20 protein-coding genes are annotated in these 26,967 nt (G+C 40.0%); 16 read left to right on the plus strand and 4 right to left on the minus strand.

Going from position 1 to position 26,967, the window contains the following annotated elements; all coding sequences use genetic code 11:
* The first annotated feature begins 126 nt into the window (after positions 1–126).
* Entirely contained in the window at positions 127–1,248 is a 1,122-nt protein-coding gene (locus KTI79_RS15490) for a hypothetical protein (protein WP_032056122.1), read from the plus strand.
* Positions 1,249–1,309: 61 nt separating this feature from the next.
* Here the strand turns inward: KTI79_RS15490 and KTI79_RS15495 are convergent, their stop codons facing one another.
* Positions 1,310–2,242, minus strand: coding sequence for a rhodanese-related sulfurtransferase (locus tag KTI79_RS15495; RefSeq protein WP_005064553.1), 933 nt, complete (start codon positions 2,240–2,242; stop codon positions 1,310–1,312).
* 111 nt (positions 2,243–2,353) lie between these two features.
* On the opposite strand from KTI79_RS15495, the gene KTI79_RS15500 reads away from it, so the two are divergent.
* Positions 2,354–2,839: a DUF1289 domain-containing protein gene (locus tag KTI79_RS15500; protein ID WP_005064555.1), complete on the plus strand. Its 486-nt coding sequence runs from the start codon at positions 2,354–2,356 to the stop codon at positions 2,837–2,839.
* A 73-nt stretch (positions 2,840–2,912) separates the two neighbouring features.
* Here KTI79_RS15500 and gltA read toward each other — a convergent pair whose 3' ends face one another.
* Positions 2,913–4,187 carry a citrate synthase gene (gltA, locus tag KTI79_RS15505; protein ID WP_002116327.1) on the minus strand — a complete coding sequence of 425 codons (1,275 nt, stop codon included), beginning with the start codon at positions 4,185–4,187 and terminating at the stop codon, positions 2,913–2,915.
* A gap of 364 nt (positions 4,188–4,551) precedes the next feature.
* On the minus strand, positions 4,552–4,656 hold the full coding sequence (locus KTI79_RS15510) for a hypothetical protein (protein WP_079284422.1): 105 nt from the start codon (positions 4,654–4,656) through the stop codon (positions 4,552–4,554).
* A gap of 447 nt (positions 4,657–5,103) precedes the next feature.
* On the opposite strand from KTI79_RS15510, the gene sdhC reads away from it, so the two are divergent.
* From sdhC to sucD, 10 genes are all read left to right on the plus strand, one after another.
* Positions 5,104–5,505 (plus strand): succinate dehydrogenase, cytochrome b556 subunit, encoded by a 402-nt coding sequence (sdhC, locus tag KTI79_RS15515; protein WP_079284419.1) that lies wholly within the window; start codon positions 5,104–5,106, stop codon positions 5,503–5,505.
* On the plus strand, positions 5,505–5,870 hold the full coding sequence (gene sdhD / locus KTI79_RS15520) for a succinate dehydrogenase, hydrophobic membrane anchor protein (RefSeq protein ID WP_000833672.1): 366 nt from the start codon (positions 5,505–5,507) through the stop codon (positions 5,868–5,870). Before sdhC ends, sdhD begins: the two co-directional genes overlap by 1 nt.
* A gap of 12 nt (positions 5,871–5,882) precedes the next feature.
* Positions 5,883–7,718 (plus strand): succinate dehydrogenase flavoprotein subunit, encoded by a 1,836-nt coding sequence (sdhA, locus tag KTI79_RS15525; protein ID WP_002116225.1) that lies wholly within the window; start codon positions 5,883–5,885, stop codon positions 7,716–7,718.
* A gap of 14 nt (positions 7,719–7,732) precedes the next feature.
* Entirely contained in the window at positions 7,733–8,443 is a 711-nt protein-coding gene (locus KTI79_RS15530) for a succinate dehydrogenase iron-sulfur subunit (protein ID WP_004705893.1), read from the plus strand.
* Between the two features lie 283 nt (positions 8,444–8,726).
* Positions 8,727–8,855, plus strand: coding sequence for a hypothetical protein (locus KTI79_RS15535; protein WP_002116082.1), 129 nt, complete (start codon positions 8,727–8,729; stop codon positions 8,853–8,855).
* 157 nt (positions 8,856–9,012) lie between these two features.
* A complete protein-coding gene (locus KTI79_RS15545; RefSeq protein WP_016143215.1) occupies positions 9,013–11,853 on the plus strand; it encodes a 2-oxoglutarate dehydrogenase E1 component in 2,841 nt (946 codons plus the stop codon).
* Positions 11,853–13,046 (plus strand): 2-oxoglutarate dehydrogenase complex dihydrolipoyllysine-residue succinyltransferase, encoded by a 1,194-nt coding sequence (odhB, locus tag KTI79_RS15550; protein ID WP_016143216.1) that lies wholly within the window; start codon positions 11,853–11,855, stop codon positions 13,044–13,046. Before KTI79_RS15545 ends, odhB begins: the two co-directional genes overlap by 1 nt.
* 61 nt (positions 13,047–13,107) lie before the next feature.
* Positions 13,108–14,541, plus strand: a complete 1,434-nt coding sequence (gene lpdA, locus KTI79_RS15555; RefSeq protein WP_002116053.1) for a dihydrolipoyl dehydrogenase — start codon at positions 13,108–13,110, stop codon at positions 14,539–14,541.
* Between the two features lie 147 nt (positions 14,542–14,688).
* On the plus strand, positions 14,689–15,855 hold the full coding sequence (sucC, locus tag KTI79_RS15560; protein ID WP_001048573.1) for an ADP-forming succinate--CoA ligase subunit beta: 1,167 nt from the start codon (positions 14,689–14,691) through the stop codon (positions 15,853–15,855).
* Between the two features lie 14 nt (positions 15,856–15,869).
* On the plus strand, positions 15,870–16,760 hold the full coding sequence (gene sucD, locus KTI79_RS15565; protein WP_000114637.1) for a succinate--CoA ligase subunit alpha: 891 nt from the start codon (positions 15,870–15,872) through the stop codon (positions 16,758–16,760).
* Between the two features lie 409 nt (positions 16,761–17,169).
* Here the strand turns inward: sucD and trpS are convergent, their stop codons facing one another.
* Positions 17,170–18,183 (minus strand): tryptophan--tRNA ligase, encoded by a 1,014-nt coding sequence (trpS, locus tag KTI79_RS15570; RefSeq protein ID WP_032056127.1) that lies wholly within the window; start codon positions 18,181–18,183, stop codon positions 17,170–17,172.
* 208 nt (positions 18,184–18,391) lie between these two features.
* Between trpS and KTI79_RS15575 the strand changes: the two genes are divergently transcribed.
* The 4 genes from KTI79_RS15575 to KTI79_RS15590 form a co-directional block, all read left to right on the plus strand.
* A complete protein-coding gene (locus KTI79_RS15575) occupies positions 18,392–19,321 on the plus strand; it encodes a DUF808 domain-containing protein (RefSeq protein WP_032056128.1) in 930 nt (309 codons plus the stop codon).
* 27 nt (positions 19,322–19,348) lie between these two features.
* The gene (locus KTI79_RS15580) at positions 19,349–20,248 is read left to right on the plus strand and encodes a neutral zinc metallopeptidase (protein ID WP_032056129.1); all 900 of its coding nucleotides are present in this window, start codon (positions 19,349–19,351) and stop codon (positions 20,246–20,248) included.
* 239 nt (positions 20,249–20,487) lie between these two features.
* Positions 20,488–21,990, plus strand: coding sequence for a cation:proton antiporter (locus KTI79_RS15585; RefSeq protein WP_032056130.1), 1,503 nt, complete (start codon positions 20,488–20,490; stop codon positions 21,988–21,990).
* Between the two features lie 457 nt (positions 21,991–22,447).
* The coding region (locus tag KTI79_RS15590) for an Ig-like domain-containing protein (protein ID WP_262468732.1) at positions 22,448–26,967 on the plus strand (4,520 nt) is incomplete at its 3' end.

The following is a 26,967-nucleotide window of genomic DNA, read 5'->3' on the forward strand; positions in this document are numbered from 1 at the left end:
TTATTTATATATAATATTTATTGTTATTTTAAAATTATACTTTTAATAGAGTTTAATTTACCTATCATCATGTGTTAGTCCATGATCGATATAAAAATCTTTAGTGTTATAACAATGCGATTTAATATGAATATAATTTGTAAAATTAGTGGCTTGCTCTTAGTAATATTACTTATAGCTTGTGGTGGTGAAAATAGTAACAGTGTTAGTGAAGCGAAAATTTCACAATCTAATCAAAATGAAGTTACTTATAAATTAATCTCTGGTACAGCATTTTCAACTTCTGCTTTGAATGGTGCAAATGTAACAGCAATTTGTAAAGATGGAATCGGTTTTAAAAATACTGTAAATGTTAATGCCCAAGGTAAATGGCAAGGTGAAGTAGACAATAGTAAGTTTCCTTGTCGTTTACAGGTAAAAGCTAATGGACAAAGCTACTATAGTTATGTTGAGCGTGAGGGTAATGTAAATATTAATCCGCTTACGGATATGGTCGTTGCTTATGCCAGTAACCAAGTTCCTGCAACATGGTATCAATCTGGAACCATGACTACAGAAAAGTTAAATTCTGCAAATTCTGCTTTGGTAGCTGAACTTATTAAAAAGGGGTATGGTATTAATAATGATGCGGATCTATTTAATGCTGAGATGAAAGTAAATAGCCCTATTCATCAAGCTATTCAAGAGTTGTTGGAAGCTATTAAGAATAATGAAAACATTAAAGACTATGATGCACTGTTAATGTTAATTAAAGATGGAAATTTATCTCAATTACCTAAGAAAGTTGATATTTTGAATAACTCAATACCAATGATTTTTAATTTTAATGCGAATGCCTGTCAAATACTTCCTGCATTAGAAAATATGCAGCAATACAATAAATGTTCAGATAAGGTTATTAATAATTTCATTGAAAGTAATTTGGTGGCTGCCGACTCAGATGAAAAGTGTGTTTTGGTAAAACAAGGTAATAAAGTGAGTTTAACCAAAGGGAATCAAACAGTATCAGCATTATTGGATCAAGAACTAGAAGATGGCATGAGCTTTACTTTTGATGAGGGTGAGTTAGAGATTGTAGATATTATGATTAATACCGGACCTTATACAGATATTAATACCTATAGTCAGATTGGATTAGACTTTTCTAATGATGGGAAGTTAAGAGGAGTTGTTGGGAAATCTCCAACTGTTGCGCCAATGAATTGTGTAAGTATTGAGTTTAAGAAAATTATGGAGCAGTATAAATAATATTGATTTTTAATAGATTCACTAGATGGAAGAGGAGGATCATTGGATCCTCCTGTTTTTATTACAAGCGTTTACGCTTTGCAGCAGCAATTTGTGACTGGCGCATACGGAAACCAGCTTTTTGCTTTTCAGTGGTTTTGTCGATGCAATAAACGCAAGAAACACCGTGTTCATAACTTGGTAGAGCAGACTCTTCAGGAGTTAAAGGCCAACCACAAGCATGACATTTAATATTCACGCCTTCCTCTACCCCATGAGTTACAGCAGTGCGTCCGTCAAATACGAAACATTCACCTTCCCATAAGCTTTCATCAGCAGGGGTTTCTTCTAGGTACTTAAGGATACCGCCTTTAAGATGGTAAACCTCTTTAAATCCTTCTTGAAGAAGTAAAGAAGTTGATTTTTCACAGCGAATACCACCAGTACAGAACATCGCAATTTTTTTGTCTTTATGTTGCTCTAATTCTTTCTTGACGTATTCTGGAAACTCACGGAATGTTTCAGTTTTAGGGTCAATTGCGCCCTTAAATGTACCCGCTTTATATTCATAATCGTTGCGTGTGTCGATTAAAATTACATCATCACGTGCGATTAAATCATTCCACTCTTTAGGATCAAGGTAGTGACCGACTAAGTCACGAGGTTTAACCTCAACACCTAAAGTCACGATTTCTTCTTTAAGTTTAATTTTCATTTTGCGGAAAGGTTTGTCAGAACTATGGGATTCTTTGTATTCCATAGCGCCAAAGCCTTCATTGAGCAAAAACTGATGTAGTGTATCAATTGCTACGCGATCACCAGCAACAGTACCATTAATTCCTTCACCTGCTACAATCAGAGTTCCACAGAGGTTAATTGTTTTCACTAAGTCTAATAAACGTTGTTGAAGATCGGCAGGATCTTGAACTTCTTTAAATTGATATAGTGCTGCAACAACCCAACCTGCGGTCGCTTGCTGTTCTACAGGTGCAAGCTGTTCTACAGTAGCGTTCATGGAAAACTCCAAATGTATTAAGATAGAAATTTAAGGCGCATATTTTAGCGCGAAAATTTGTAATAAGCGAGAAAACCATAAAAAGTATATGGTTTATTTAAGGAGTTTGTTTTGAGTAATGATCATCGAACGCTCTCTCTCACCCCATGTGCAGGGCGTTGTTCAACAGTTTTTGGTGATCAAGTTTGTCGTGGTTGTCGTCGTTTTAACCACGAAGTGATTCAATGGAATACTTATACAGCAGAGCAGCGTTTGGCTGTGTGGAAGCGTTTAGACGATCAGTTGAATCAAATCTTAGTGCCGATGTTGCCTCATGCAGACTTGCAGCATGTTGAGGGCTTTATTTTAAGTAAGCGTGTTCGGTTAATGGAAGGGGCGAGCCAAGGCCGTAAGCTTTACCACGCCTTAAAAATATGTGAAAAAAATAAACATCTAGCACACGAGAGTGGTTTGGGTATTTCGGAGTCTCAAGTCAAAACGATATGGGTTGAGTTTGAAAGACGTGTTTTAGCTTTGGCTAAAGCGAGCTATGAGTTGGCTTGGTTGCGAGCAGATGGAATTAGCCATCACTTATTAACTATGTATGAAGAAGAATAAGTCTAGAGTAGAAAAAGACGTAAATAAAAAAGCTGCCAGAAGGCAGCTTTTTTCATTAATTTTCTTTCGAATATTAACGTTTGATGTCGCGTTGAGTTTCACCAGTATAAAGCTGACGAGGACGACCGATTTTGTAAGGACCGCTGTGCATTTCTAACCAGTGGCTGATCCAACCAACTGTACGAGCAAGAGCGAAGATTACAGTAAACATTTCTGTTGGGATACCAATCGCTTTAAGGATGATACCTGAGTAGAAGTCTACGTTAGGGTAAAGTTTACGCTCAACAAAGTACGGGTCGTTCAATGCGATACGCTCAAGTTCCATAGCAAGTGCTAATTGAGGATCATTGATACCTAAAGCTTCAAGAACTTCGTCACAAGTTTGCTTCATTACTTTAGCGCGTGGGTCGAAGTTTTTGTAAACGCGGTGACCGAAGCCCATAAGTTTAACTTCTTTGCGTTTAACTTTTTCCATGAACTCTGCAACGTTTTCAACGCTACCGATTTCATCAAGCATCTTAAGAACTGCTTCGTTTGCACCACCGTGAGCAGGTCCCCAAAGTGCAGAGATACCAGCAGAGATACATGCATACGGGTTTGCACCAGTAGAACCAGCAAGACGTACTGTAGATGTAGAAGCATTTTGCTCATGGTCAGCATGAAGCGTGAAAATACGATCCATTGCGCGAGCAAGAACAGGATTTACTTTGTAATCACGGTCGGCAGGAGTAGCAAACATCATGTGCAAGAAGTTTTCCGCATAACTTAAATCGTTACGTGGATAGATGAATGGTTGACCTACTGTGTATTTGTAACTCCAAGCAGCAAGTGTTGGAATTTTTGCAATTAAACGAATTGCAGTAATTTCACGGTGGTTGATATCTTCAATATCTAGGTTGTTGTGATAGAACGCAGATAATGCACCTACAACACCTACCATGATCGCCATTGGGTGAGCGTCACGACGGAAACCATTGAAGAAACGGCTAACTTGATCATGAACCATAGTATGAGCACGAACTTTCGTATCAAACTCAACTTTTTGCTCAGCAGTTGGGAGCTCGCCATTTAATAATAAATAACAAGTTTCAAGATAGTCTGCTTGAGTTGCTAACTGGTCAATTGGGTAACCGCGGTGTAATAAAATACCTTTGTCACCATCAATGAAAGTAATTTTAGATTCGCATGCGGCTGTCGCCATAAAACCAGGATCGAAAGTAAAATGACCTTCTTTCAGTATGCTGCTGACATCAATTACATCTGGACCTAAAGTGCCACTGTAGATTGGTAAACCAATTTCTTTGCCATCAAGATGTAATACGGCTTTTTTGCCATTTGCTTCAGACATTCAATAGATCTCCTGTCCTGGTGAATGTTGATCTGACTCGAAATCCTAATGTTCTCATGTGCGAATCAGACGGTGTCAAAATTTGCTATAAGATTAGTGAGTACTGAAATTTTGTCAATTATACTTATGGATAAAAAATGACGTTCCCACAGAGAGTTAGTCATCAAGACCCGAGCAAAAAAGTCAGTAAAATCACTGCATCGGGATGGTATAATAAGTCAATTCAACAGGAACGTGCAGAAAAAAAATGAAGGGTGAGTACAATTGTAAGCAAATTTTTAAATTGAAATTTAAAATAATAAGACGGTAGAAAATGCCAATCTAATTAAAAAAATCATAAAACTCATGATGTAATTTCAAATTGCTAATCAAAAAATAATGTATTTTTATTTAGTTGTAACAAATAATATTGTTCTTTTTTTAAGTTTAATTGTATAAAAAATAGCTTATCAGACGTGTTTGAAATGATAGGAAATTTTTTAAAAGAAATTTAACTTTTTAAAAAGTAGGGCAGATTCTTTAATATATATTTGAATTGGGGCCTAGTACAAAATATGAGGTATGACAATCATTTTTCTATTTATATGAGGAATTTATAACTTTATCTTTAGTCTAAAATAGACTTATTTAAAAGAAATTTCAGAAAAAATGAAATTAAATAAAAAGTTATTTTAAACAATGACATGATGTATAGGAACTTCTTCTTTTTATAGAAGTAGTGAAGGAATATTGTTATGAATGATTCTTATTTAATGATTTTTTCCTGAAAAGGCAAAGTGGATCGTTTGTATTTTGATACTTCGCGTTTTATAATTCAGTGTCGTTTATAGGTTAGGCATGAGCTGTGCTTGCCTAACAATGCCAGCTTTCCTTGGAATTAATTCAACAAACTCCGGTCGGAGTTTCTACCTACAGGATGCCCGCTGTGAAAAGCAACAGACCTGTCAATTTGTCCATGGGTCAGGTGTTAGCGGTAAATTTACGCTCACCCGTGGCTATTGCATCAATTTTACACCGTTTATCAGGTGTCATCGTTTTCTTATTAGTACCAGTTCTCTTATGGATTCTAGATAAATCATTATCTTCACCAGAAGGATTTGACTACGTTAAAAATGTCGTTTTTGGAAATATCCTTGTACGTTTTATTGTTTGGGTATTTGCAGCCGGCTTGATATTCCACTTTATTGCTGGAGTTAAGCACTTACTTGCAGATTTAGGTTTTGCTGAAGAACTGCAAAGTGGTCGTATTGCAGCGACAATTTCATTGATCTTATCTGTGGTAGCCATTATCGCAGCCTTTGTATGGATTATGTTCTAATGAAAAGTGCTACAGGTTTAACTGGTTCAGGTTCTCGTGATTGGTTTATCCAGCGTGTAAGTGCGGTTGTATTAGCAGCTTATACTGTTGTTCTTTTTGGTTGGATTCTCTGCAAAGGTGGATTTGACTATCAACAGTGGGCTGGTTTCATGATGACATTACCAATGAAGATTTTTTCTTTATTGGCAATTTTATCGCTTATCGCACACGCATGGATTGGTATGTGGCAAGTTTTCACTGACTATGTCACTACTCGTCAAATGGGTCCTTCAGCGAAAGGTTTACGCCTTGTACTGACGACGGCTGTCATTATTGCAGTGTTTGTGTACGCAATCTGGGGTATCCAGATTTTCTGGGCGAATTGATAGGAAGATATCATGGGCGCGATAACCCCTAAAGAAGATTATTCAAATATTCAAAACCTCACTTTCGATGCAGTTATCGTTGGTGGTGGTGGTTCTGGTATGCGTGCATCTTACCAACTTGCTCAAGCAGGTTTGAAAGTTGCAGTACTTACTAAAGTTTTCCCAACACGTTCACATACAGTTGCTGCTCAGGGCGGTATTGGTGCGTCGTTAGGTAACATGCAAGAAGATAACTGGCATTTCCACTTTTACGATACGGTAAAAGGTTCTGACTGGTTAGGTGATCAAGACGCAATTGAATTTATGTGTCGTGAAGCACCAAAAGTTGTGTATGAACTTGAACACATGGGTATGCCGTTTGACCGTAACGCTGATGGTACAATTTACCAACGTCCGTTCGGTGGTCACTCTGCGAACTATGGTGATAAACCAGTGCCACGTGCTTGTGCTGCTGCTGACCGTACTGGTCACGCATTATTGCACACGCTTTATCAAAGCAACGTGAAAATGGGTACTCAGTTCTTCGTTGAATGGATCGCGCTTGATTTGATCCGTAACGAAGCAGGTGATGTTCTTGGTGTAACAGCGATTGACCAAGAAACTGGTAATATCGCAGTATTCCAAGCAAAAGCGACATTGTTTGCGACCGGTGGTGCTGGTCGTGTTTACCGTGCATCAACAAATGCTTATATCAATACTGGTGACGGTCTTGGTATGGCTGCTCGTGCTGGTATTCCATTACAAGATATGGAATTCTGGCAATTCCACCCGACAGGTGTTGCGGGCGCTGGTGTATTGTTGACTGAAGGTTGTCGTGGTGAAGGTGCAATCCTTCGTAATAAAGACGGCGAACCATTCATGGAACGTTATGCACCGACTTTAAAAGACTTGGCTCCACGTGACTTCGTATCACGCTCTATGGACCAAGAAATTAAAGAAGGTCGTGGTTGTGGTCCAAAAGGTGATTATATCTTACTTGATATGACTCACTTGGGTGCTGATACAATCATGAAGCGTTTACCATCTGTATTTGAGATCGGTAAAAAATTCGCAAACGTTGACATCACTAAAGAACCAATTCCTGTAGTACCAACAATCCATTATCAAATGGGTGGTATTCCTACGAATATGCATGGTCAAGTGTGCTTACCTGAAGCAGGTACAGACAACTACACTAAACCTGTAAAAGGTTTCTATGCAATTGGTGAATGTTCTTGTGTATCAGTACATGGTGCAAACCGTTTAGGTACTAACTCACTTCTTGACTTGGTTGTATTTGGTAAAGCTGCTGGTGAGCACATTATCGACTACGTAACTAAGCATCATGGTGATGAATATGCACCGCTTCCAACAAACGTATTAGAGCAAACATTAGATCGCGTACGTAAGTTGGATGAGTCAACTTCTGGTGAAAATGCTCAAGAAGTTGCTGATGCAATTCGTGATATCGTTCAAGACCACGCTGGTGTATTCCGTACTCAAGCTTTGCTTGATAAAGGTGTAAAAGAGATTCTTGCTCTTGAGCCACGTGTACGTAATATTCACTTGAAAGATAAATCTAAAGTATTTAACACTGCACGTGTTGAAGCGCTTGAAGTTGAAAACTTATATGAAGTTGCGAAAGCTACATTAATTTCAGCTGCTGCGCGTAAAGAATGTCGTGGTGCGCATACGGTAGTTGATTATGAATTACCAGCTGATCACCCAACTTATTCATACGGTCGCCGTGATGATGAGTGGATGAAGCATACTTTATGGTATTCATCAGACAACCGTTTGGAATATAAGCCAGTGCGCTTCAAACCGTTGACTGTTGATGCAATTCCACCAGCGCCACGTACATTCTAATCGGGAGTATAAAGATGAGTAGAGGTACTCGTACATTCGAAATCTACCGCTATGATCCTGATAAGGATAAAGCGCCGTACATGCAAACTTTCAAGCTTGAATTGACTGATAAGCACCGTATGTTGCTTGATGCATTGCTTGCATTGAAAGTTCAAGACGAAACATTAACATTCCGTCGTTCTTGCCGTGAAGGTATTTGTGGTTCGGATGGTGTGAATATTAATGGCAAAAATGGTTTGGCTTGTTTATGGAATTTAAACGACCTGCCTGAGAAAATTGTAATTCGTCCATTACCAGGTTTGCCGGTTATTAAAGATTTGGTTGTTGATATGAACCAATTCTATGATCAATATGACAAAATTCAGCCATTCTTGATCAATAACCAGCCAGCTCCACCTAAAGAGCGTTTGCAGTCTCCTGAGGAGCGTGAACACTTAAATGGTCTGTATGAGTGTATTCTTTGTGCATGTTGTTCAACTTCATGCCCATCATTCTGGTGGAACCCTGATAAATTCTTGGGTCCTTCAGCATTGTTGAATGCATACCGTTTTATTATCGACTCTCGTGATACTGCTACTGCAGACCGTTTGGCTCGTCTTGACGATCCGTTCAGTTTGTTCCGTTGTAAAGGTATTATGAACTGTGTGTCAGTATGTCCTAAAGGTCTAAACCCTACAAAAGCAATCGGTCACATCCGTAATATGCTATTAGATCAAGCGGGTTAATTCTGCACAAATGAAAAACGCGCATCCTTGATGTGCGTTTTTTTTTAATTTTATAATGTAAACTTTAGACTTTGGTCGAAAAGAGCGAGGATTTTATATATTGCACCATATATTAAAAGATAAAATCGCTTATGTATTTCGCCAATTTATAGGTGGTATGTGTCAAAAAAATCAATCGTTGTTTAAGAACATGATACGATTTGCCACAAAGTTATAGGTGAAAAAAGCGTATACTAGTAGAATTAATTTAAGCGGCACGATCTTGGATCTGTGCTTAATTTTTATGGTTAAAGTCATTTTAGAAAAGTTAATTTTAAAGTTAATTTTTCTAAAAAGATTTGCAAAAAATTGCTCGGTTTTAATCGAGTATAAGGTGAGTGATGATGCCATTGAGGGCGTTGTGATTCATTAATTACCTATGGAGTTTTCTCTCTAGGTAGTATGACGCCCCATGGTCTTAAAGACCTGTTGGGTAAGTAATGCCTTTTTTACCAATTTGGCATTATGCATCATGGGTATGCTTAAAAGGCAGCCTGTAATATTTTTTGCAATAGGAAATGGGTCCACAAATGCAAGAAGTTGCTGACGCATTGCGTCTTGACACTGAACTTTCCGCTGATAGTGCAGCGTATATTGAAGAACTTTACGAGCAGTACCTGACTTCCCCAACCTCTGTAGCTGAGGACTGGCGCCAATATTTCGATAAATATCCAAAGGGTGACCAACCACACAGCGCTGTGCGTGAGCAATTCCTATTACTAGGACGTAATGCTAATCGTGTTCAACCTGTTGTACAAAGTACGGTAAGTACTGAGCATGAGCGTCGTCAAATTGGCGTTTTACAACTTATTGCTGCTTATCGTAATCGCGGACATCAAAAAGCTAAATTAGATCCATTAGGTCTTGCTAAGCGTGAAGAGATTCCAGATTTAGATCTTTCAGCTCACGGTTTAACCAAATCAGATTTAGACACTGTATTCAATACCGGCAATCTTGAAATCGGCAAAAGTGAAGCAACGCTTGCTGAAATGATTGAAGCAATGGAAGCAATCTATTGTGGTTCAATCGGTGTTGAATATATGCATATCGTGGACACAAAAGAAAAGCGTTGGATTCAACAGCGTCTTGAAAGTGCTCGTGGTAAATTCAATTACACAAATGATCAAAAGAAAGGCTTCTTAGAGCGTTTAACTGCTGCAGAAGGTCTTGAAAAATATCTTGGTAATAAATACGTCGGTGCTAAACGCTTTGGTGTTGAAGGCGGCGAATCTTTTATTCCTATGGTAAACGAGATTATCCAGCGTGCTGGTGCTGTAGGATGTAAAGAAGTTGTTATTGGTATGCCACACCGTGGCCGCTTAAACCTTCTTGTGAATATTATGGGTAAAAACCCTGCGGACTTATTTGGTGAGTTCGAAGGTAAGTCAATTCATAAAAAAGGTTCTGGCGACGTTAAATACCACCAAGGTTTCTCAAGTAATGTAATGACTCCAGGTGGCGAAGTTCACTTGGCATTGGCATTTAACCCATCTCACTTGGAAATTGTTGGGCCTGTAGTTGAAGGTTCTGTACGTGCACGTCAAGTACGTCGTAGAGACATTGGCGGTGATGACGTTTTACCAGTGATTGTTCATGGTGATGCGGCATTTGCAGGTCAAGGCGTGAACATGGAAACCTTCCAAATGTCACAAACTCGTGGCTATACGGTTGGTGGTACAGTTCATATTATTGTGAACAACCAAGTAGGTTTCACAACTTCTGACCCTCGTGATGCACGTTCTACGGAATACTGTACAGACGTTGCTAAAATGATTCAGGCACCAATTTTCCATGTAAATGGTGATGATCCTGAAGCTGTTATCTTTGCTACTCAATTAGCACATGATTTCCGTCACGAATTCCGTAAAGATGTTGTTATCGATTTGTTCTGTTATCGCCGTCGTGGCCATAACGAAGCAGATGAGCCATCTGGTACACAACCATTGATGTATCAAGTAATTGCTAAGAAGGCAACTACTCGTACACTTTATGCTGATCAACTTGTTCAACAAAAAGTAATTGATCGTGCTGAAGCAGACCAAATGGTTGAAGATTATCGTTCTGATTTAGAAGCGGGTAATCATGTAGCAAATGCGTTAATTCTTGAACCAAATACCAAAATGTTTGTAGATTGGACTCCATATTTGGGCCATGACTACACAGACGATTGGGATACTTCATTTGACTTAAATCGCTTAAAAGAATTAGGCGAGGGCATGAGCAAACTTCCTGAAGGGTTTGTAATGCAGCGTCAGGTTCAAAAAGTAATTGAAGATCGCGTAAAAATGCAAACTGGTGAAACTCCTTTAAACTGGGGTGCAGCAGAAACTTTAGCTTATGCAACTTTATTAGATGAAGACTACCTAGTTCGTATTACTGGTGAAGACGTGGGTCGTGGTACCTTCTCACACCGTCATGCGAAATTGCATAACCAAGCTGACGGTTCAACTTACATTCCTCTTTGTCATGTTAAAGAGAACCAACCACGTTTTGCAATTTACGATTCTTTATTATCTGAAGAAGCTGTTCTTGCATTCGAATATGGTTATGCAACCACAATTCCTAAGAGCTTAATTATTTGGGAAGCACAATTTGGTGACTTCGTAAACTGTGCTCAGGTTGTAATTGACCAGTTCATTGCTTCTGGTGAGACTAAGTGGGAGCGTGTTTGTGGTTTAACAATGTTGTTACCACACGGTTTCGAAGGCCAAGGTCCAGAACACTCATCAGCTCGTTTAGAACGTTTCTTACAGTTATGTGCTGAAGACAACATGCAAGTGATCACTCCAACGACACCTGCACAGATTTTCCACGCATTACGTCGTCAAGCTGTACGCCCAATTCGTAAGCCATTGATTGTAATGTCACCAAAATCTTTACTTCGTCATAAACTTGCGACTTCTACTTTAGAAGAGCTTGCAAATGGTTCATTCCAAACTGTAATTGACGAAATCGATCAAATTAATAAGTCAGATGTAACTCGTCTTGTACTTTGTGGCGGTAAAGTTTATTACGACTTACTCGAAAAACGTCGTGAACAAAACTTAACTAATGTCGCAATTGTACGTATTGAACAGTTGTATCCATATCCAGAGCAACGTCTTGCAGAAATCTTGGCTGCATATCCAAACGTGAAAGAACTTGTTTGGGCACAAGAAGAGCCGAAGAACCAAGGCGCATGGTTATTTATTGCACCACGTTTATATGACGATATCTTAAAGTCTGGCAAACAAATCCGTATTAGTTTTGCAGGTCGTGAAGCTTCTGCTGCACCAGCTTGTGGCTCACCGTACTTGCATGCAAAACAACAAGCTCAGCTAATTAATGATGCATTGGCAATCGAAGCTGAACAATCAGGAGATTCTCAATAATGGCAACCGAAATTAAAGCACCGGTATTCCCAGAGTCTGTTGCAGATGGAACCATCGCAACTTGGCATAAAAAGGTGGGTGAACCTGTATCACGTGACGAAGTGATCTGTGATATTGAAACCGACAAAGTTGTTTTAGAAGTTGTTGCTCCTGCTGATGGTAGCTTAGTTGCGATCATTAAAGATGAAGGTGATACAGTTCTTTCTGACGAAGTGATTGCTCAGTTTGAAGCTGGTGCTGGGGCAGCAGCAGCTGCTCCTGCAGTAGAGCAAGCGGCTGCTCAGACTCAAGCTGGTGCGGCTCCTGTTGTTGAGCGTACAGAAACTGTATCTGACCAAGCTCCTGCAGTTCGTAAAGCGTTAACTGAATCTGGTATTGCTGCTGCTGACGTACAAGGTACTGGCCGTGGTGGTCGTATCACTAAAGAAGATGTGGCAAACCATCAAGCTAAACCAGCTGCTAACGTTACTCCGTTAAGCGTAGCTGTTGGTGAGCGTATCGAAAAACGTGTTCCAATGACTCGTTTACGTAAGCGTGTAGCTGAGCGTCTTCTTGCTGCTACTCAAGAAACAGCAATGTTAACTACATTCAACGAAGTTAACATGAAGCCAATCATGGAATTACGTAAGCAATATAAAGATGCGTTTGAAAAACGCCATGGTGCTCGTTTAGGCTTCATGTCATTCTTTGTTAAAGCTGCTACTGAAGCACTTAAACGCTACCCAGCGGTAAATGCTTCAATTGATGGTGATGATATTGTTTATCACGGTTACTATGACATCGGTGTTGCAGTATCTTCTGATCGTGGTCTTGTTGTGCCAGTATTGCGTGATACTGACCGTATGAGCTACGCAGAAGTTGAAGCAGGTATTGCTGCTTATGCTGGTAAAGCACGTGATGGTAAATTATCTATCGAAGAAATGACTGGCGGTACTTTCACAATCACTAACGGTGGTACTTTCGGTTCATTACTCTCAACTCCAATTTTGAATCAGCCACAAACTGGTATCTTGGGTATGCACAAAATCCAAGAGCGTCCTATGGCTGTAAATGGTCAAGTTGAAATCTTGCCAATGATGTATTTAGCACTTTCTTATGACCACCGTATGATCGATGGTAAAGAAGCTGTAGGTTTCTTGGTAGCAATCAAAGAATTGTTAGAAGAACCAGCTAAACTCATCCTTGATCTTTAATTTCTTCGAATAATATTACCGAGGTAGAGTGATCCTCTATCTCGGACCATGGAGATAAACAATGTCTCAACAATTTGATCTTGTTGTTATTGGCGGTGGTCCTGGTGGTTATGAAGCTGCGATTCGCGCTGCTCAACTAGGTTTTAAAGTCGCTTGTATCGAAAAACGTATTCACAACGGTAAACCATCTTTAGGTGGTACATGCTTAAACGTGGGTTGTATTCCTTCTAAAGCATTACTTGACTCTTCTCACCGTTATGAAGATACAGTACATCACTTAGCTGATCACGGTATCACTACAGGTGAAGTGAATTTTGATCTTGCTAAGCTTCTTGCTCGTAAAGACAAAATTGTTGACCAATTAACTGGTGGTATCGATCAATTGCTTAAAGGCAATGGTATTGAGTGGTTAAAAGGTACTGGTAAATTACTTGCTGGTAAAAAAGTTGAGTTTGTTTCTCATGAAGGTGAAACTCAAGTTTTAGAACCTAAATACGTTATTCTTGCGTCTGGTTCTGTACCTGTAAATATTCCTGTAGCTCCTGTAGATCAAGATATTATTGTTGATTCAACTGGTGCATTGAACTTCCCAGAAGTACCTAAGCGTTTAGGTGTTATTGGTGCTGGTGTAATCGGTTTAGAGCTTGGTTCTGTTTGGCGTCGTCTTGGTGCTGAAGTTGTTGTTTTTGAAGCAATGGATGCATTCTTACCAATGGCTGATAAAGCTTTGGCAAAAGACTACCAAAAACTTTTAACTAAGCAAGGTCTTGATATTCGTATCGGTGCTAAAGTTTCTGGTACTGAAATTAATGGTCGTGAAGTGACTGTTAAATACACTCAAGGCGGCGAAGAAAAAACTCAGACTTTTGACAAATTAATCGTTTGTGTAGGCCGTAAAGCTTATGCAGAAGGTTTATTGGCAGATGATTCAGGCATTAAATTGACTGAACGCGGTCTAGTTGAAGTAAACGATCACTGTGCAACTTCTGTAGAAGGTGTATATGCGATTGGTGACTTGGTTCGCGGTCCAATGCTTGCTCATAAAGCAATGGAAGAAGGTGTAATGGCTGTTGAACGTATCCACGGTCATGCAGCTCAAGTGAACTATGACACAATCATTTCTGTTATCTATACACATCCGGAAGCGGCTTGGGTTGGTTTAACTGAAGAACAAGCTAAAGAAAAAGGTCATGAAGTTAAAACTGGTCAATTCGGTTTTGCTGTAAATGGTCGTGCTTTAGCGGCGGGTGAAGGCGCTGGTTTTGTTAAGTTTGTTGCTGATGCAAAAACTGACCGTTTATTAGGTATGCATGTTATTGGACCTGCAGCATCTGATATCGTACACCAAGGTATGATCGCTCTTGAATTTGTATCTTCTGTTGAAGATCTTCAGTTAATGACATTTGGTCATCCAACATTCTCTGAAGTTGTTCATGAAGCTGCACTTGCTGTAGATGGTCGTGCAATTCACGCGATTCAACGTAAGCGTAAATAAAATAAAGAGCGGTTCTCCGCTCTTTTTCACATTCGATGGTGTGATTAAAAAAGCATCAAGGTGAAAGACGTAGACAGCAATTTGCATATGCAACATGAGAATGTTGCGCAAATTGAAGACAACAAACAAAGTTAAGTAGGTAACTAAATGAACTTACATGAGTATCAAGCTAAAGCGTTATTGAAAGAATATGGTATGCCAGTACAAGAAGGTATCTTGGCTACCAATGCAGACGAAGCAGTTGCTGCATTTGAACAGCTTGGTGGTAAATTCGCGGTAATGAAAGCGCAAGTTCATGCTGGTGGTCGTGGTAAGGCTGGTGGCGTTAAAGTTGCAAAATCTAAAGAAGACGTTATCGAATTTGCAAACAATATCATTGGTACTCGTCTTGTAACGTATCAAACAGATGCAAATGGTCAACCAGTAAACAGCATTATTGTTGCTGAAGACGTATACCCAGTTGAGCGTGAGCTTTACTTAGGTGCGGTTGTAGACCGTTCTAGCCGTCGTATTACTTTCATGGCTTCTACAGAAGGTGGTGTAGAAATCGAGAAAGTTGCAGAAGAAACTCCAGAAAAAATTATCAAAGTTGAAGTTGATCCATTAGTTGGCTTACAACCATTCCAAGCGCGTGAAGTTGCGTTTGCTTTAGGTTTGAAAGACAAACAAATCGGTCAATTTGTAAAAATCATGACAGCTGCTTACCAAGCATTTGTTGAAAATGACTTTGCATTATTTGAAATTAACCCACTTTCAGTTCGTGAAAATGGCGAAATTTTATGTGTTGATGCGAAAGTAGGTATCGACTCTAACGCGCTTTACCGTTTACCTAAAGTTGCTGCTTTACGTGACAAATCTCAAGAGAATGAGCGTGAATTAAAAGCATCTGAATTTGATCTTAACTATGTTGCTTTAGAAGGTAACATCGGTTGTATGGTTAACGGTGCTGGTCTTGCAATGGCAACTATGGACATCATTAAACTTTATGGTGGTCAGCCTGCAAACTTCCTTGACGTTGGTGGCGGTGCAACTAAAGAGCGCGTAATCGAAGCGTTCAAAATCATCCTTGCTGATACATCTGTACAAGGTGTTTTAATCAACATCTTCGGTGGTATCGTACGTTGTGACATGATTGCTGAAGCAATTATTGCAGCGGTTCAAGAAGTAAACGTAACTGTTCCAGTTGTTGTTCGTTTAGAAGGTAACAACGCTGAGTTAGGTGCTAAATTACTTGATGAATCTGGTTTGAAATTAATTTCTGCAAACGGCTTGTCTGATGCCGCAGAAAAAGTTGTAGCTGCAGTTAAAGCGTAAGGGGAGTATCAATCATGAGCGTATTAATTAATAAAGACACTAAAGTATTGGTACAAGGTTTTACTGGTAAAAACGGTACTTTCCACTCTGCACAAGCTTTAGACTACGGTACAAAAGTTGTTGGTGGTGTTACTCCAGGTAAAGGCGGTACTACTCACCTTGACCTACCAGTATTCAACACAATGAAAGAAGCTGTACGTGAAACAAATGCAGATGCATCTGTAATCTATGTACCAGCTCCATTCGTTTTAGACTCAATCGTTGAAGCGGTTGATTCAGGTGTTGGCCTAATCGTTGTGATCACTGAAGGTGTTCCAACAATCGACATGCTTAAAGCAAAACGCTACTTAGAAACTAACGGTAACGGTACTCGTTTAGTTGGTCCTAACTGTCCAGGCGTGATCACTCCGGGTGAATGTAAGATTGGTATTATGCCTGGTCATATTCACCAACCAGGTCGTATTGGTATCATCTCGCGTTCAGGTACATTGACTTATGAAGCTGTTGCTCAAACAACTAAGCTTGGTTTAGGTCAGTCTACTTGTATCGGTATCGGTGGTGACCCAATCCCAGGTATGAACCAAATCGAAGCGCTTCAATTGTTCCAAGACGATCCAGATACTGATGCAATCATCATGATCGGTGAGATCGGTGGTACAGCGGAAGAAGAAGCTGCTGAATTCATCAAATCTAACGTGACTAAGCCTGTAGTAGGTTACATTGCTGGTGTAACTGCTCCTAAAGGTAAGCGTATGGGTCACGCTGGTGCGATTATTTCTGGTGGTCAAGGTACTGCTGAAGAGAAATTCGCTGCATTTGAAAAAGCAGGTATGGCTTACACTCGTAGCCCAGCTGAGCTTGGTTCAACTATGTTGCAAGTTTTAAAAGAGAAAGGTTTAGCTTAATCGCTTTACGCTGAATCTTAAAAGGCACCGCATCTGAAAAATGATGCGGTGTTTTTTTATTTATTAAAGAAAAATAAGAGTTTTTATAAGTATAGCTAATTCATAAATAAAATTTTTAGGCAAAAAAATACGCAATGATTGGGGTGATCATTGCGTAGAACAACGAATCTGTAAAAACAGTTTCGGTTTAAGGAGAAATGTCGTGAGGCTCATATGATGTAACCTACATAGAGGATAATAGATAAAGTTAAAATATTCTTCATCGCTATTAGCGTTAATAAGTGTTACTTCACGTTAATAGGGTAAAAGCCTGTGAATGGCTATCAATACATTAGTAATTCTAAAAAATGAATATTATGAATCTAATAAATAAAAAAAGCCCCGCAGGGCTTTTAGTTTCTAAAGATGATTAAAATTTAAATAAACCTAAACCATCTTTAACTTCATCTAAAGTCTGTTGAGTAATAAGACGGCACTTATCTGTACCTTGACGTAAAACATCCATAATATAGTCAGGATCTTTAGCAAGTTCTTCGCGACGTTCACGAATAGGCGTAATTAACTCTTTTAACACACCTTCAAGACGCTTTTTAACCGTACCATCACCAAGACCACCACGACGATAATGAGCTTTTAACTCTTCAACTTCCTCTTTATTTGGATCAAATGCATCTAAGTAGGTAAATACAATATTGCCTTCAACTTGACCTGGATCTTCGATACGAAGATGATTTGGATCGGTGTACATCGCATTTACAGCTTTCTTAATGTCTTTATCAGAAGCATTTAAAACGATAGTATTGCCTAATGATTTAGACATTTTTGCTTTACCGTCAAAGCCAGGTAAACGTGCCATGTTAGAAAGCAAAGCTTTACATTCAGGCAAAAGATCTTGACCAATTTGACGGTTTACACGGCGTACCACTTCATTCGTTTGTTCAATCATTGGAATCTGATCTTCACCTACCGGAACGACAGTCGCTTTGAAAGCAGTAATATCAGCCGCTTGTGCAACAGGGTAGCAGAGGAAACCAGCTGGAATATCACGCTCGAAACCACGCATTTGAATTTCAGATTTAATGGTTGGGTTACGTTCTAAGCGAGCAACAGTTACGAAGTTAAGATAGAGCATTGTGAGCTCATTGAGTGCTGGCAAGCAAGATTGAACACAAATGGTCGTTTTTGTTGGATCAATGCCGACAGCTAGATAATCTAGAGCCACTTCCAAAATATTGCGACGGACTTTATCTGGGTTATCTGCATTGTCTGTTAATGCTTGTGCATCTGCTAACAAGAGATGTTGATGATGACTATCCTGTAAACCTACACGAGAACGCAAAGAACCGACAAAATGCCCAAGATGAAGTTGTCCGGTTGGGCGGTCGCCTGTCAAAATAATTGGACGCTGATCAACATTACTCATTATTTATTCCACTGTCTTATTGGCTTAATCAGGGGGTAGTAAGCCCTGCAATATAAAAGATTGGCATTATTGTACGGGAAATAAAAAAAATTCGTCAGCGATTGGATAAACTTTTCTTAAAATAATATTGTGAATTTATTCAGTAAAATTACAGAAATTCAAAAAAATCATTTTACAATAGCTTAATAAATACAAACTTGGATAAGAAATGGCAAGTGGCTTACTTTTATTACTAGATGATATTGCAACAATTTTAGATGATGTTGCTTTAATGAGTAAAATGGCAGCGAAGAAAACTGCCGGAGTTTTAGGTGATGATTTAGCCCTGAATGCCCAGCAAGTAACAGGTGTTCGTGCAGATCGTGAGCTTCCTATTGTTTGGAAAGTCGCTAAAGGCTCATTTGTTAATAAGCTCATTTTAGTTCCTTTAGCTTTATTAATTAGCGTGATTGCGCCTTGGCTCATTAATCCTTTATTAATGCTTGGAGGTTTATTTTTATGTTATGAGGGAGTGGAGAAAGTTCTCCATACCATTATGCATAAAAAAGCTTCTACAACAGAGGAAGCAAAAGCAGAGCTTGATAGTGAAGAATTAGATTTAGCAAATTTTGAGAAAGAAAAAATAAAAGGAGCAGTAAGAACTGACTTTATTTTATCAGCTGAAATTGTCGTTATTTCTTTAGGTACTGTGGCTACAGCTACTTTAATGACTAAGGTAAGTGTTCTCAGCATTATTGCCGTTGTCATGACAATCGGTGTGTATGGTCTGGTTGGCATGATTGTTAAAATTGATGACTTAGGATTATATTTAACTAAGCAAACTGCCTCATTTAAACAAACTATAGGTCGAGGTCTATTGGCTTTTGCTCCTATTTTGATGAAATTGCTTTCAATCGTGGGCACTATTGCAATGTTTTTAGTGGGTGGTGGGATTATTAATCATACGATTCCGTTACTTCATCATTTAACTGAAGACACTGTGGATCACGTAGAAACAATACCAGCGGTAGGTAATATCATTGGTGCTTTAACACCGACATTGATTAACTTTGGAATAGGACTAGTTGCGGGTGCAATTGTTTTATTAATTGTAAGCTTAATACAAAAAATGTGGCCTAAAAAAGCATCGGGTTCATGATGCCATTCTAAAAAGAAGAGGAAAATTATGCGCTGGAAAGGTCGTCGAATTAGTAGCAATGTGGAAGACCGCCGAGGTGGTGGCGGTGTTAGAGCGGGTGGTATTAGTATTATTGGTTTGGTTGTTGCATTTGTTGCATGGAAGTTTTTTGGGGTTGATCCACAACAAGCTTATCAAGCAACGCAGCAGGTTACTGCTTCCCAGCAATCAAATGCAACTACACCCGAGCGTCTAACAGCCGAACAAAAAGAGGCTTCTGATTTTGTTGGAACAGTTTTGGCTGATACAGAGGATACATGGACTCCTATATTTAAACAGTTGGGTAAAAGCTATACACCACCAAGATTAGTATTATTTAGTGGAATAGCTCAATCAGGATGTGGCACAGCTCAATCTGCTATGGGACCATTTTATTGTCCTGCAGACCAAAAGGTTTATATTGATACAGAATTCTTTAAAGATATGCGGCAGCAAATGGGAATTTCTGGCGAGCAAAACCAAACTGAGCTTTCTAGGGAAGATCAGGCTGGTGATTTTGCCCAAGCTTATGTTGTTGCACATGAGGTAGGACACCATGTTCAAACTCTGCTCGGTATTTCGTCACAAGTCCAGCAAGCTCGTGCACAAGTGAGCCAAAGAGAAGGTAATCAATTGTCTGTTCGTCAGGAATTACAAGCTGATTGTTTAGCGGGTATTTGGGCTAACCATAACCAACAGCGAACTCAATTTTTAGAGCAAGGTGATATTGAAGAAGCGATGGATGCTGCTCAAAAAATTGGAGATGATTATTTACAGAAGCGTTCCACGGGGCAGGTCGTTCCAGACAGCTTTACTCATGGTAGTAGTGAACAGCGAATGCATTGGTTTCAGGTTGGTTTAAAAACTGGTGATATTAATCAATGTGATACTTTTAATAATCCAGTTTAAAATTTTATAGGATGAGTCTTGTTAAACATAATTTAATAAGCTCATCTTTTTTTTAGATCATAACTATAAATAATGTTAAGAAATTTAACAGATTGATAGATTGTTCAATCAATTCGTTAAACTTGCATCCGAATTTTCATTTTTTATGATCATGGCATTATTAATGCCTGCATTTTGTTTAGTTTGGTCGACCTAGCAAAATTTTCTTATTTGGTCGTTGACCCAGAAGAAGGGTGTTCATGGGTAATTTTTTTCTACTACAAGCATTTACAGTGGTTTTTGCACTATCAATCGCAACCACGATTTTTAATAAACGTATTTTGGGTTTTCCTCAAGCGATTGGTGTTCCTCTTGTTTCTGCGATTTTTGTCTTTATTCTACAGTGGGGTGCAAGCCTACTAAACGGTAATCAGTTTATCACCATTAATATTCATAATATTGAAGAAGCAGTACGCCATATCGATTTTTATGATTTTTTAATTAATGGTGTTATTTGTTTTATTCTGACTTCTTCGGCACTCAAATTTAAAATCTCAGATCTAAAAAGTTATTGGAAACAAATTAGTATTTTGGCAACGATTGCCTTAGTGCTTTGTGCCGTATTGTTTGGCAGTTTACTTTATGGATTCCAATTACTGGTTGGATATCATGTGCCAATTCTGGTGCTGTTACTTTTAGGTGCAGCTTTAGGGGCAACAGACCCAATTGGTATTAAAGGTGTACTTAGTTCGATTCGCGCACCTCATCATTTAATTGTTAAGTTAGAAGGTGAATCATTATTTAATGATGCAATGTGTATTGCATTGTTTATGACTTTGCTTAATGTTTTGCAAGGTGAACATTTCTCATTAGTGGCAACCTTAGAAGCTTTACTCTATGAAATTGTTGTTGCCGTCGGGATTGGTTGGGCATTTGGGGTAGGGGTGTTGCGTCTATTACGTGGTAAACACGAAATGGAGTCCCTGATTTTAACCACTGCGCTACTCGCGAGTGGAGCATATTTGGTTGCTTTGTTTGCGCATGCATCAGCACCGATTGCTTGTGTAATTGGCGGTTTAATTGTTGGAAACAAATGGAAAGAAATACGCGAAGAGCGAGAGATTCAAGAGGTTAATCATTTTTGGCATACAGTAGAAGGAATCATTAACTCATTCTTATTTACTTTAATTGGCTTAGAGTTATTTATTCTTGACCTAAACTTTAGCCTGATTTTAGGCGGTATTGTTGCGTTCTTTATCCTACATATCTCTCGTTTTGCAGCTAACTTCATGGCTTTCGCGTTTTTCCCAAATATGCGGAAAATGAAAAGTTATAATGGTAGTTTAACTATTTTATCTTGGGGTGGGGTACGGGGAGGGATTTCACTTGCATTGATTTTAGCCGTTGCCAATATTCCTGCTTTAAGCCCCTATAGTAGTATCCTGATCGGATATACATTTATCAGTGTGTTGCTATCTGGCATAGTCTGCGGTCTGGGTCTGCCAGCTGTAATGAATGCTTTTTATTACAATCCGAATGAAGAAACTGAAGGCTTAAAAGGGTTCTATCAGAAATTGTGTCATAAGATGAACCGAAGAGGTTTTCAGTATATTGTTGGAGAAGATGCACTGGGTAGAGAGACGATCACTGTTTTTAATCCTGATATTCTTGTTGACCAAAAAACTGAGGATGGAATTGCAACAATGCATGATCCAAATAAGTTACAAGAAGTAAAACGATTTGAGAGTCCCGATAACTTCTAAACTTAAATAGTTTTAAATTTTATAAACCATTTAAAAGTTAGGTTTTAGTGTAATAGTAAAATATTATCTAAAGCCTTTTTTTTCTATATATATCATTAATAATATATTTTATTTTATTAAGATATTAATAATTGTTATATAAATATTTTAATTAAATGATTTTTCAACAAACAGTAAATAATGAAATATTAAATTTGTTTTATATATAAAACGTTTAACGCAATTTTTTATTAAATTAACACAAGAAAAACCTAATAAAGACTTATATATAATTTGTATTAATTAAAATTTTTTCTTTAGGTACTTTAGTATTTGTTTTTTTTATTTTAAAGTGTTTAATGTAAAAATGATCACATTACTTAATGTTTTTAAGTTGTAGGTCAAAAACTTAGAAACATTAAGTAAAAAGAATTATACATAAAATCATTTAAATCAATAATATAAAAGGAATACAGATATGCCTGAAATACAAATTATTGCTAAGGACAATCATAAAACCTTAGCAACAACAGAGGGAACTTCTGCAAAACTTTCAGAAGCATCGGTCGTATTGGTAAAAGTAGCTGCCAGTGATGTGTTGGTAGTAAATAGGGAGGGTACCAATGCAGTTATTCGCCTGAAAAATGGCCAGACTATTGTTATTGAAGACTTCTTTAGCGGTACAGCTGAACCTAAAGATAACAGCCTTGTTTTCCAAGACGAAAATGGACAGTTAATTTGGGCAAAATTCAAAGATGCTGAAAATGATGCCGACGCAGATGCTGACGCAGATGCCGATGCCGACAGCGATGTTGAACCACAAGCGCTGGTAGCAGAAGATTTACCAGCTGCTTTACCAGCAGAAGCGCCACAAGAGTTGGTGTCTGATGTTATTTATCAGCCTATTTCTTCAATTGAACCATTACTTTATCACGATGCAGGCATAAACCCATGGTTGTGGGCTATCCCATTAGTTGCGGGTGGTATTATTGCTGCCGCATCGAATAGTGATGATGATTCTTCAACACCTACCGATACAACACCACCAAGTACAGATGGGGTGACCTTCACAGTTGACCCTGTTACTTCTGATAATGTAATTAATGCATCAGAAGCAGCGGGCAATGTCACCATTACAGGTGTATTGAAAAATATTCCAGCAGATGCGGCGAATACAGCCGTTACAGTTGTGATTAATGGGGTAACTTATAATGCAACTGTAGATAAAGCAGCGGGTACATGGACAGTAAGCGTACCAAGTAGTGGTTTAACAGCTGATGCAGATAAAACGATTGATGCTACTGTAACGTTTACAGATGCGGCAGGTAATAGCAGCACTGTTAAAGATACACAAACTTATACGATTGATACGACTGCACCGAATGCACCAGTGATTGACCCGGTTAACGGCACAGACCCGATTACAGGTACAGCAGAACCTGGTTCAACAGTAACTGTGACTTATCCTGATGGCACCACTGCAACAGTCGTGGCTGGTACAGATGGCAGCTGGTCAGTACCAAACCCAGGTTTGAATAATGGTGATGAAGTTGAGGCGATTGCTACAGATCCAGCAGGCAATCCATCAGGACCAGGAACAGCTATTGTTGATGCAGTTGGTCCAAATACGGATGGTGTTAACTTTGCTGTTGATTCGGTAACAGCTGATAATGTGGTTAATGCATCAGAAGCGGCTGGCAATGTCACGATTACAGGTGTATTGAAAAACGTTCCTTCAGATGCGGCTACTACAGCCGTTACAATTGTTATTAATGGGGTGACTTATACTGCAACTGTAGACAGTGCAGCAGGTACATGGACAGTAAGTGTACCAGGTAGCGGTTTGGTTGCTGATGCTGATAAAACGATTGATGCTAAAGTAACCTTCACTGATGCAGCAGGTAATAGCAGCACTGTTAACGATACACAAACTTATACACTGGATACAGCTGCGCCGAACGCGCCAGTGATTGACCCTGTTAACGGGACAGACCCGATTACAGGTACTGCAGAACCAGGTTCAACCGTAACAGTAACCTATCCTAATGGTGACACAGCAACAGTTGTAGCAGGACCTGATGGCAGCTGGTCAGTACCAAACCCTGGTCTTAATGATGGTGATGAAGTTGAGGCAATTGCTACAGATCCAGCAGGCAACCCATCTTTGCCAGGTACAGCTACTGTTGATGCAGTTGCACCCGCAGTTGTTATAACTGATCTATTAACGAATGACAGTACACCTGCATTAACTGGTACAGTGAACGATCCGACAGCAACTGTAGTGGTGACTGTTGATGGCGTTGACTATCCGGCAGTGAACAATGGTGACGGCACCTGGACGCTTGCAGACAATACACTTCCTGCATTAACTGATGGCCCACACACCATTACCGTGACTGCAACAGATGCAGCAGGTAACGTAGGTACAGATACAGGTGTTGTGACAGTTGATACAGCTGCTCCAGCAGCACCAGTAATTGAGCCGGTTAACGGGACAGACCCAATTACAGGTACAGCAGAACCTGGTTCAACCGTAACAGTAACCTATCCTAATGGTGACACAGCAACAGTTGTAGCAGGACCTGATGGCAGCTGGTCAGTACCAAACCCTGGTCTTAATGATGGTGATGAAGTTGAGGCAATTGCTACAGATCCAGCAGGCAACCCATCTTTGCCAGGTACAGCTACTGTTGATGCAGTTGCACCAGTAGTTATTCTAAATGATCTATTAACGAATGACAGCACACCTGCGCTCACGGGTACAGTGAACGATCCGACTGCAACTGTGGTGGTGACTGTGGATGGCACTGACTATCCGGCAGTCAACAATGGTGACGGCACCTGGACGCTTGCAGACAATACACTGCCTGCGTTAACCGACGGTCCACACACCATTACCGTGACTGCAACAGACCCTGCAGGCAATGCAGGTACAGATACAGGTGTTGTGACAGTTGATACAGCTGCACCGAATACAGGGTCAGTAAATTTTGCGATTGATTCAGTAACAGCTGACAATGTGATTAATGCATCAGAAGCGTCAGGCAACGTTACTGTTACAGGTGTATTGAAAAACGTTCCGGCAGATGCAGCAAATACAGTGGTCACTGTTGTGATCAATGGCCAGACGTATACTGCGACTGTAGATAGCACAGCAGGCACATGGACAGTAAGTGTGCCGGGTAGCGGTTTGGTTGCGGATGCAGATAAAACAATTGATGCCAAAGTAACGTTTACAGATGCAGCAGGTAATAGCAGCAGTGTTAACGATACACAAACATATACAATCGATACCACTGCACCTGATGCTCCAGTAATTAACCCGGTTAACGGGACAGACCCGATTACAGGTACAGCAGAACCTGGTTCAACAGTGACTGTGACTTATCCTGACGGCAGTACAGCAAGTGTTGTAGCAGGACCAGACGGTACGTGGACTGTGCCAAACCCTGGCCTGAATGATGGCGATGAAGTTGAAGCGATTGCTACAGATCCAGCAGGTAACCCATCATTACCAGGCACAGCTATTGTCGATGCAGTTGGTCCAAATACGGATGGTGTCAACTTCGCAGTTGATTCAGTAACAGCTGACAATGTAATTAATGCATCAGAAGCAGCGGGTAATGTCACGATTACTGGTGTTCTGACAAACGTTCCTTCAGATGCGGCTACTACAGCCGTTACAGTTGTTATTAATGGGGTAACTTATAATGCAACTGTAGATAGTGCAGCAGGTACATGGTCAGTAAGTGTGCCTGGTAGCGGTTTAACAGCGGATGCAGATAAAACAATTGATGCCAAAGTAACCTTCACTGATGCAGTAGGTAATAGCAGCACTGTTAATGATACACAAACTTATACAATTGATACCACAGCACCAAATGCACCGGTACTTGATCCGATCAATGCAACAGACCCAGTGAGCGGTACAGCAGAAGCTGGTTCAACCGTGACTGTGACATATCCTGATGGCACCACTGCAACAGTTGTGGCAGGCACAGACGGAACATGGTCAGTACCAAACCCGGGTAACCTGGTGGATGGTGATACAGTAACTGCAACAGCTACTGACCCTGCAGGCAATACATCATTGCCAGGTACAGGCACAGTCTCTGCCGACATCACAGCACCTGTGGTTGCGCTGGATGACGTGTTGACCAATGACAGCACACCAGCACTTAGCGGTACAGTGAACGATCCGACTGCCACTGTGGTGGTGACTGTGGATGGTGTTGATTATCCGGCAGTGAACAATGGTGACGGCACCTGGACGCTTGCAGACAATACACTTCCTGCGTTAACTGACGGTCCACACACCATTACCGTGACTGCAACAGACCCTGCAGGCAATGCAGGTACCGATACAGCAGTGGTGACGATTGATACCATAGCACCAAATGCACCTGTACTTGATCCAATCAATGCAACTGATCCAGTGAGCGGTACAGCAGAAGCTGGTTCAACCGTGACTGTGACATATCCTGATGGCACCACTGCAACAGTTGTGGCAGGCACAGACGGAACATGGTCAGTACCAAACCCGGGTAACCTGGTGGATGGTGATACAGTAACTGCAACAGCAACTGACCCTGCAGGCAATACATCATTGCCAGGTACAGGCACAGTCTCTGCCGACATCACAGCACCTGTGGTTGCGCTGGATGACGTGTTGACCAATGACAGCACACCAGCACTTAGCGGTACAGTGAACGATCCGGCTGCCACTGTAGTGGTGAATGTGGATGGCACTGACTATCCGGCAGTGAACAATGGTGACGGCACCTGGACGCTTGCAGACAATACACTGCCTGCGTTAACTGACGGTCCACACACCATTACCGTGACTGCAACAGACCCTGCAGGCAATGCAGGTACCGATACAGCAGTGGTGACGATTGATACCACAGCACCAAATGCACCTGTACTTGATCCAATCAATGCAACTGATCCAGTGAGCGGTACAGCAGAAGCTGGTTCAACCGTGACTGTGACTTATCC

It is taken from the genome of Acinetobacter sp. WU_MDCI_Abxd143, assembly GCF_025514195.1.
Lineage (GTDB): Bacteria > Pseudomonadota > Gammaproteobacteria > Pseudomonadales > Moraxellaceae > Acinetobacter > Acinetobacter pittii_H.

What these genes read in the sequence shown, in the direction of transcription:
- KTI79_RS15585 (WP_032056130.1), top strand. Translation starts at nt 20,488, where the DNA reads ATGGGTAATTTTTTTCTACTACAAGCATTTACAGTGGTTTTTGCACTA.
- KTI79_RS15495 (WP_005064553.1), bottom strand. Translation starts at nt 2,242, where the DNA reads ATGAACGCTACTGTAGAACAGCTTGCACCTGTAGAACAGCAAGCGACC.
- sdhD (WP_000833672.1), top strand. Translation starts at nt 5,505, where the DNA reads ATGAAAAGTGCTACAGGTTTAACTGGTTCAGGTTCTCGTGATTGGTTT.
- KTI79_RS15530 (WP_004705893.1), top strand. Translation starts at nt 7,733, where the DNA reads ATGAGTAGAGGTACTCGTACATTCGAAATCTACCGCTATGATCCTGAT.
- KTI79_RS15580 (WP_032056129.1), top strand. Translation starts at nt 19,349, where the DNA reads ATGCGCTGGAAAGGTCGTCGAATTAGTAGCAATGTGGAAGACCGCCGA.
- trpS (WP_032056127.1), bottom strand. Translation starts at nt 18,183, where the DNA reads ATGAGTAATGTTGATCAGCGTCCAATTATTTTGACAGGCGACCGCCCA.
- sdhA (WP_002116225.1), top strand. Translation starts at nt 5,883, where the DNA reads ATGGGCGCGATAACCCCTAAAGAAGATTATTCAAATATTCAAAACCTC.
- KTI79_RS15535 (WP_002116082.1), top strand. Translation starts at nt 8,727, where the DNA reads ATGGTTAAAGTCATTTTAGAAAAGTTAATTTTAAAGTTAATTTTTCTA.
- odhB (WP_016143216.1), top strand. Translation starts at nt 11,853, where the DNA reads ATGGCAACCGAAATTAAAGCACCGGTATTCCCAGAGTCTGTTGCAGAT.
- sucC (WP_001048573.1), top strand. Translation starts at nt 14,689, where the DNA reads ATGAACTTACATGAGTATCAAGCTAAAGCGTTATTGAAAGAATATGGT.
- KTI79_RS15545 (WP_016143215.1), top strand. Translation starts at nt 9,013, where the DNA reads ATGCAAGAAGTTGCTGACGCATTGCGTCTTGACACTGAACTTTCCGCT.
- sucD (WP_000114637.1), top strand. Translation starts at nt 15,870, where the DNA reads ATGAGCGTATTAATTAATAAAGACACTAAAGTATTGGTACAAGGTTTT.
- KTI79_RS15575 (WP_032056128.1), top strand. Translation starts at nt 18,392, where the DNA reads ATGGCAAGTGGCTTACTTTTATTACTAGATGATATTGCAACAATTTTA.
- sdhC (WP_079284419.1), top strand. Translation starts at nt 5,104, where the DNA reads ATGCCCGCTGTGAAAAGCAACAGACCTGTCAATTTGTCCATGGGTCAG.
- KTI79_RS15490 (WP_032056122.1), top strand. Translation starts at nt 127, where the DNA reads ATGAATATAATTTGTAAAATTAGTGGCTTGCTCTTAGTAATATTACTT.
- lpdA (WP_002116053.1), top strand. Translation starts at nt 13,108, where the DNA reads ATGTCTCAACAATTTGATCTTGTTGTTATTGGCGGTGGTCCTGGTGGT.
- gltA (WP_002116327.1), bottom strand. Translation starts at nt 4,187, where the DNA reads ATGTCTGAAGCAAATGGCAAAAAAGCCGTATTACATCTTGATGGCAAA.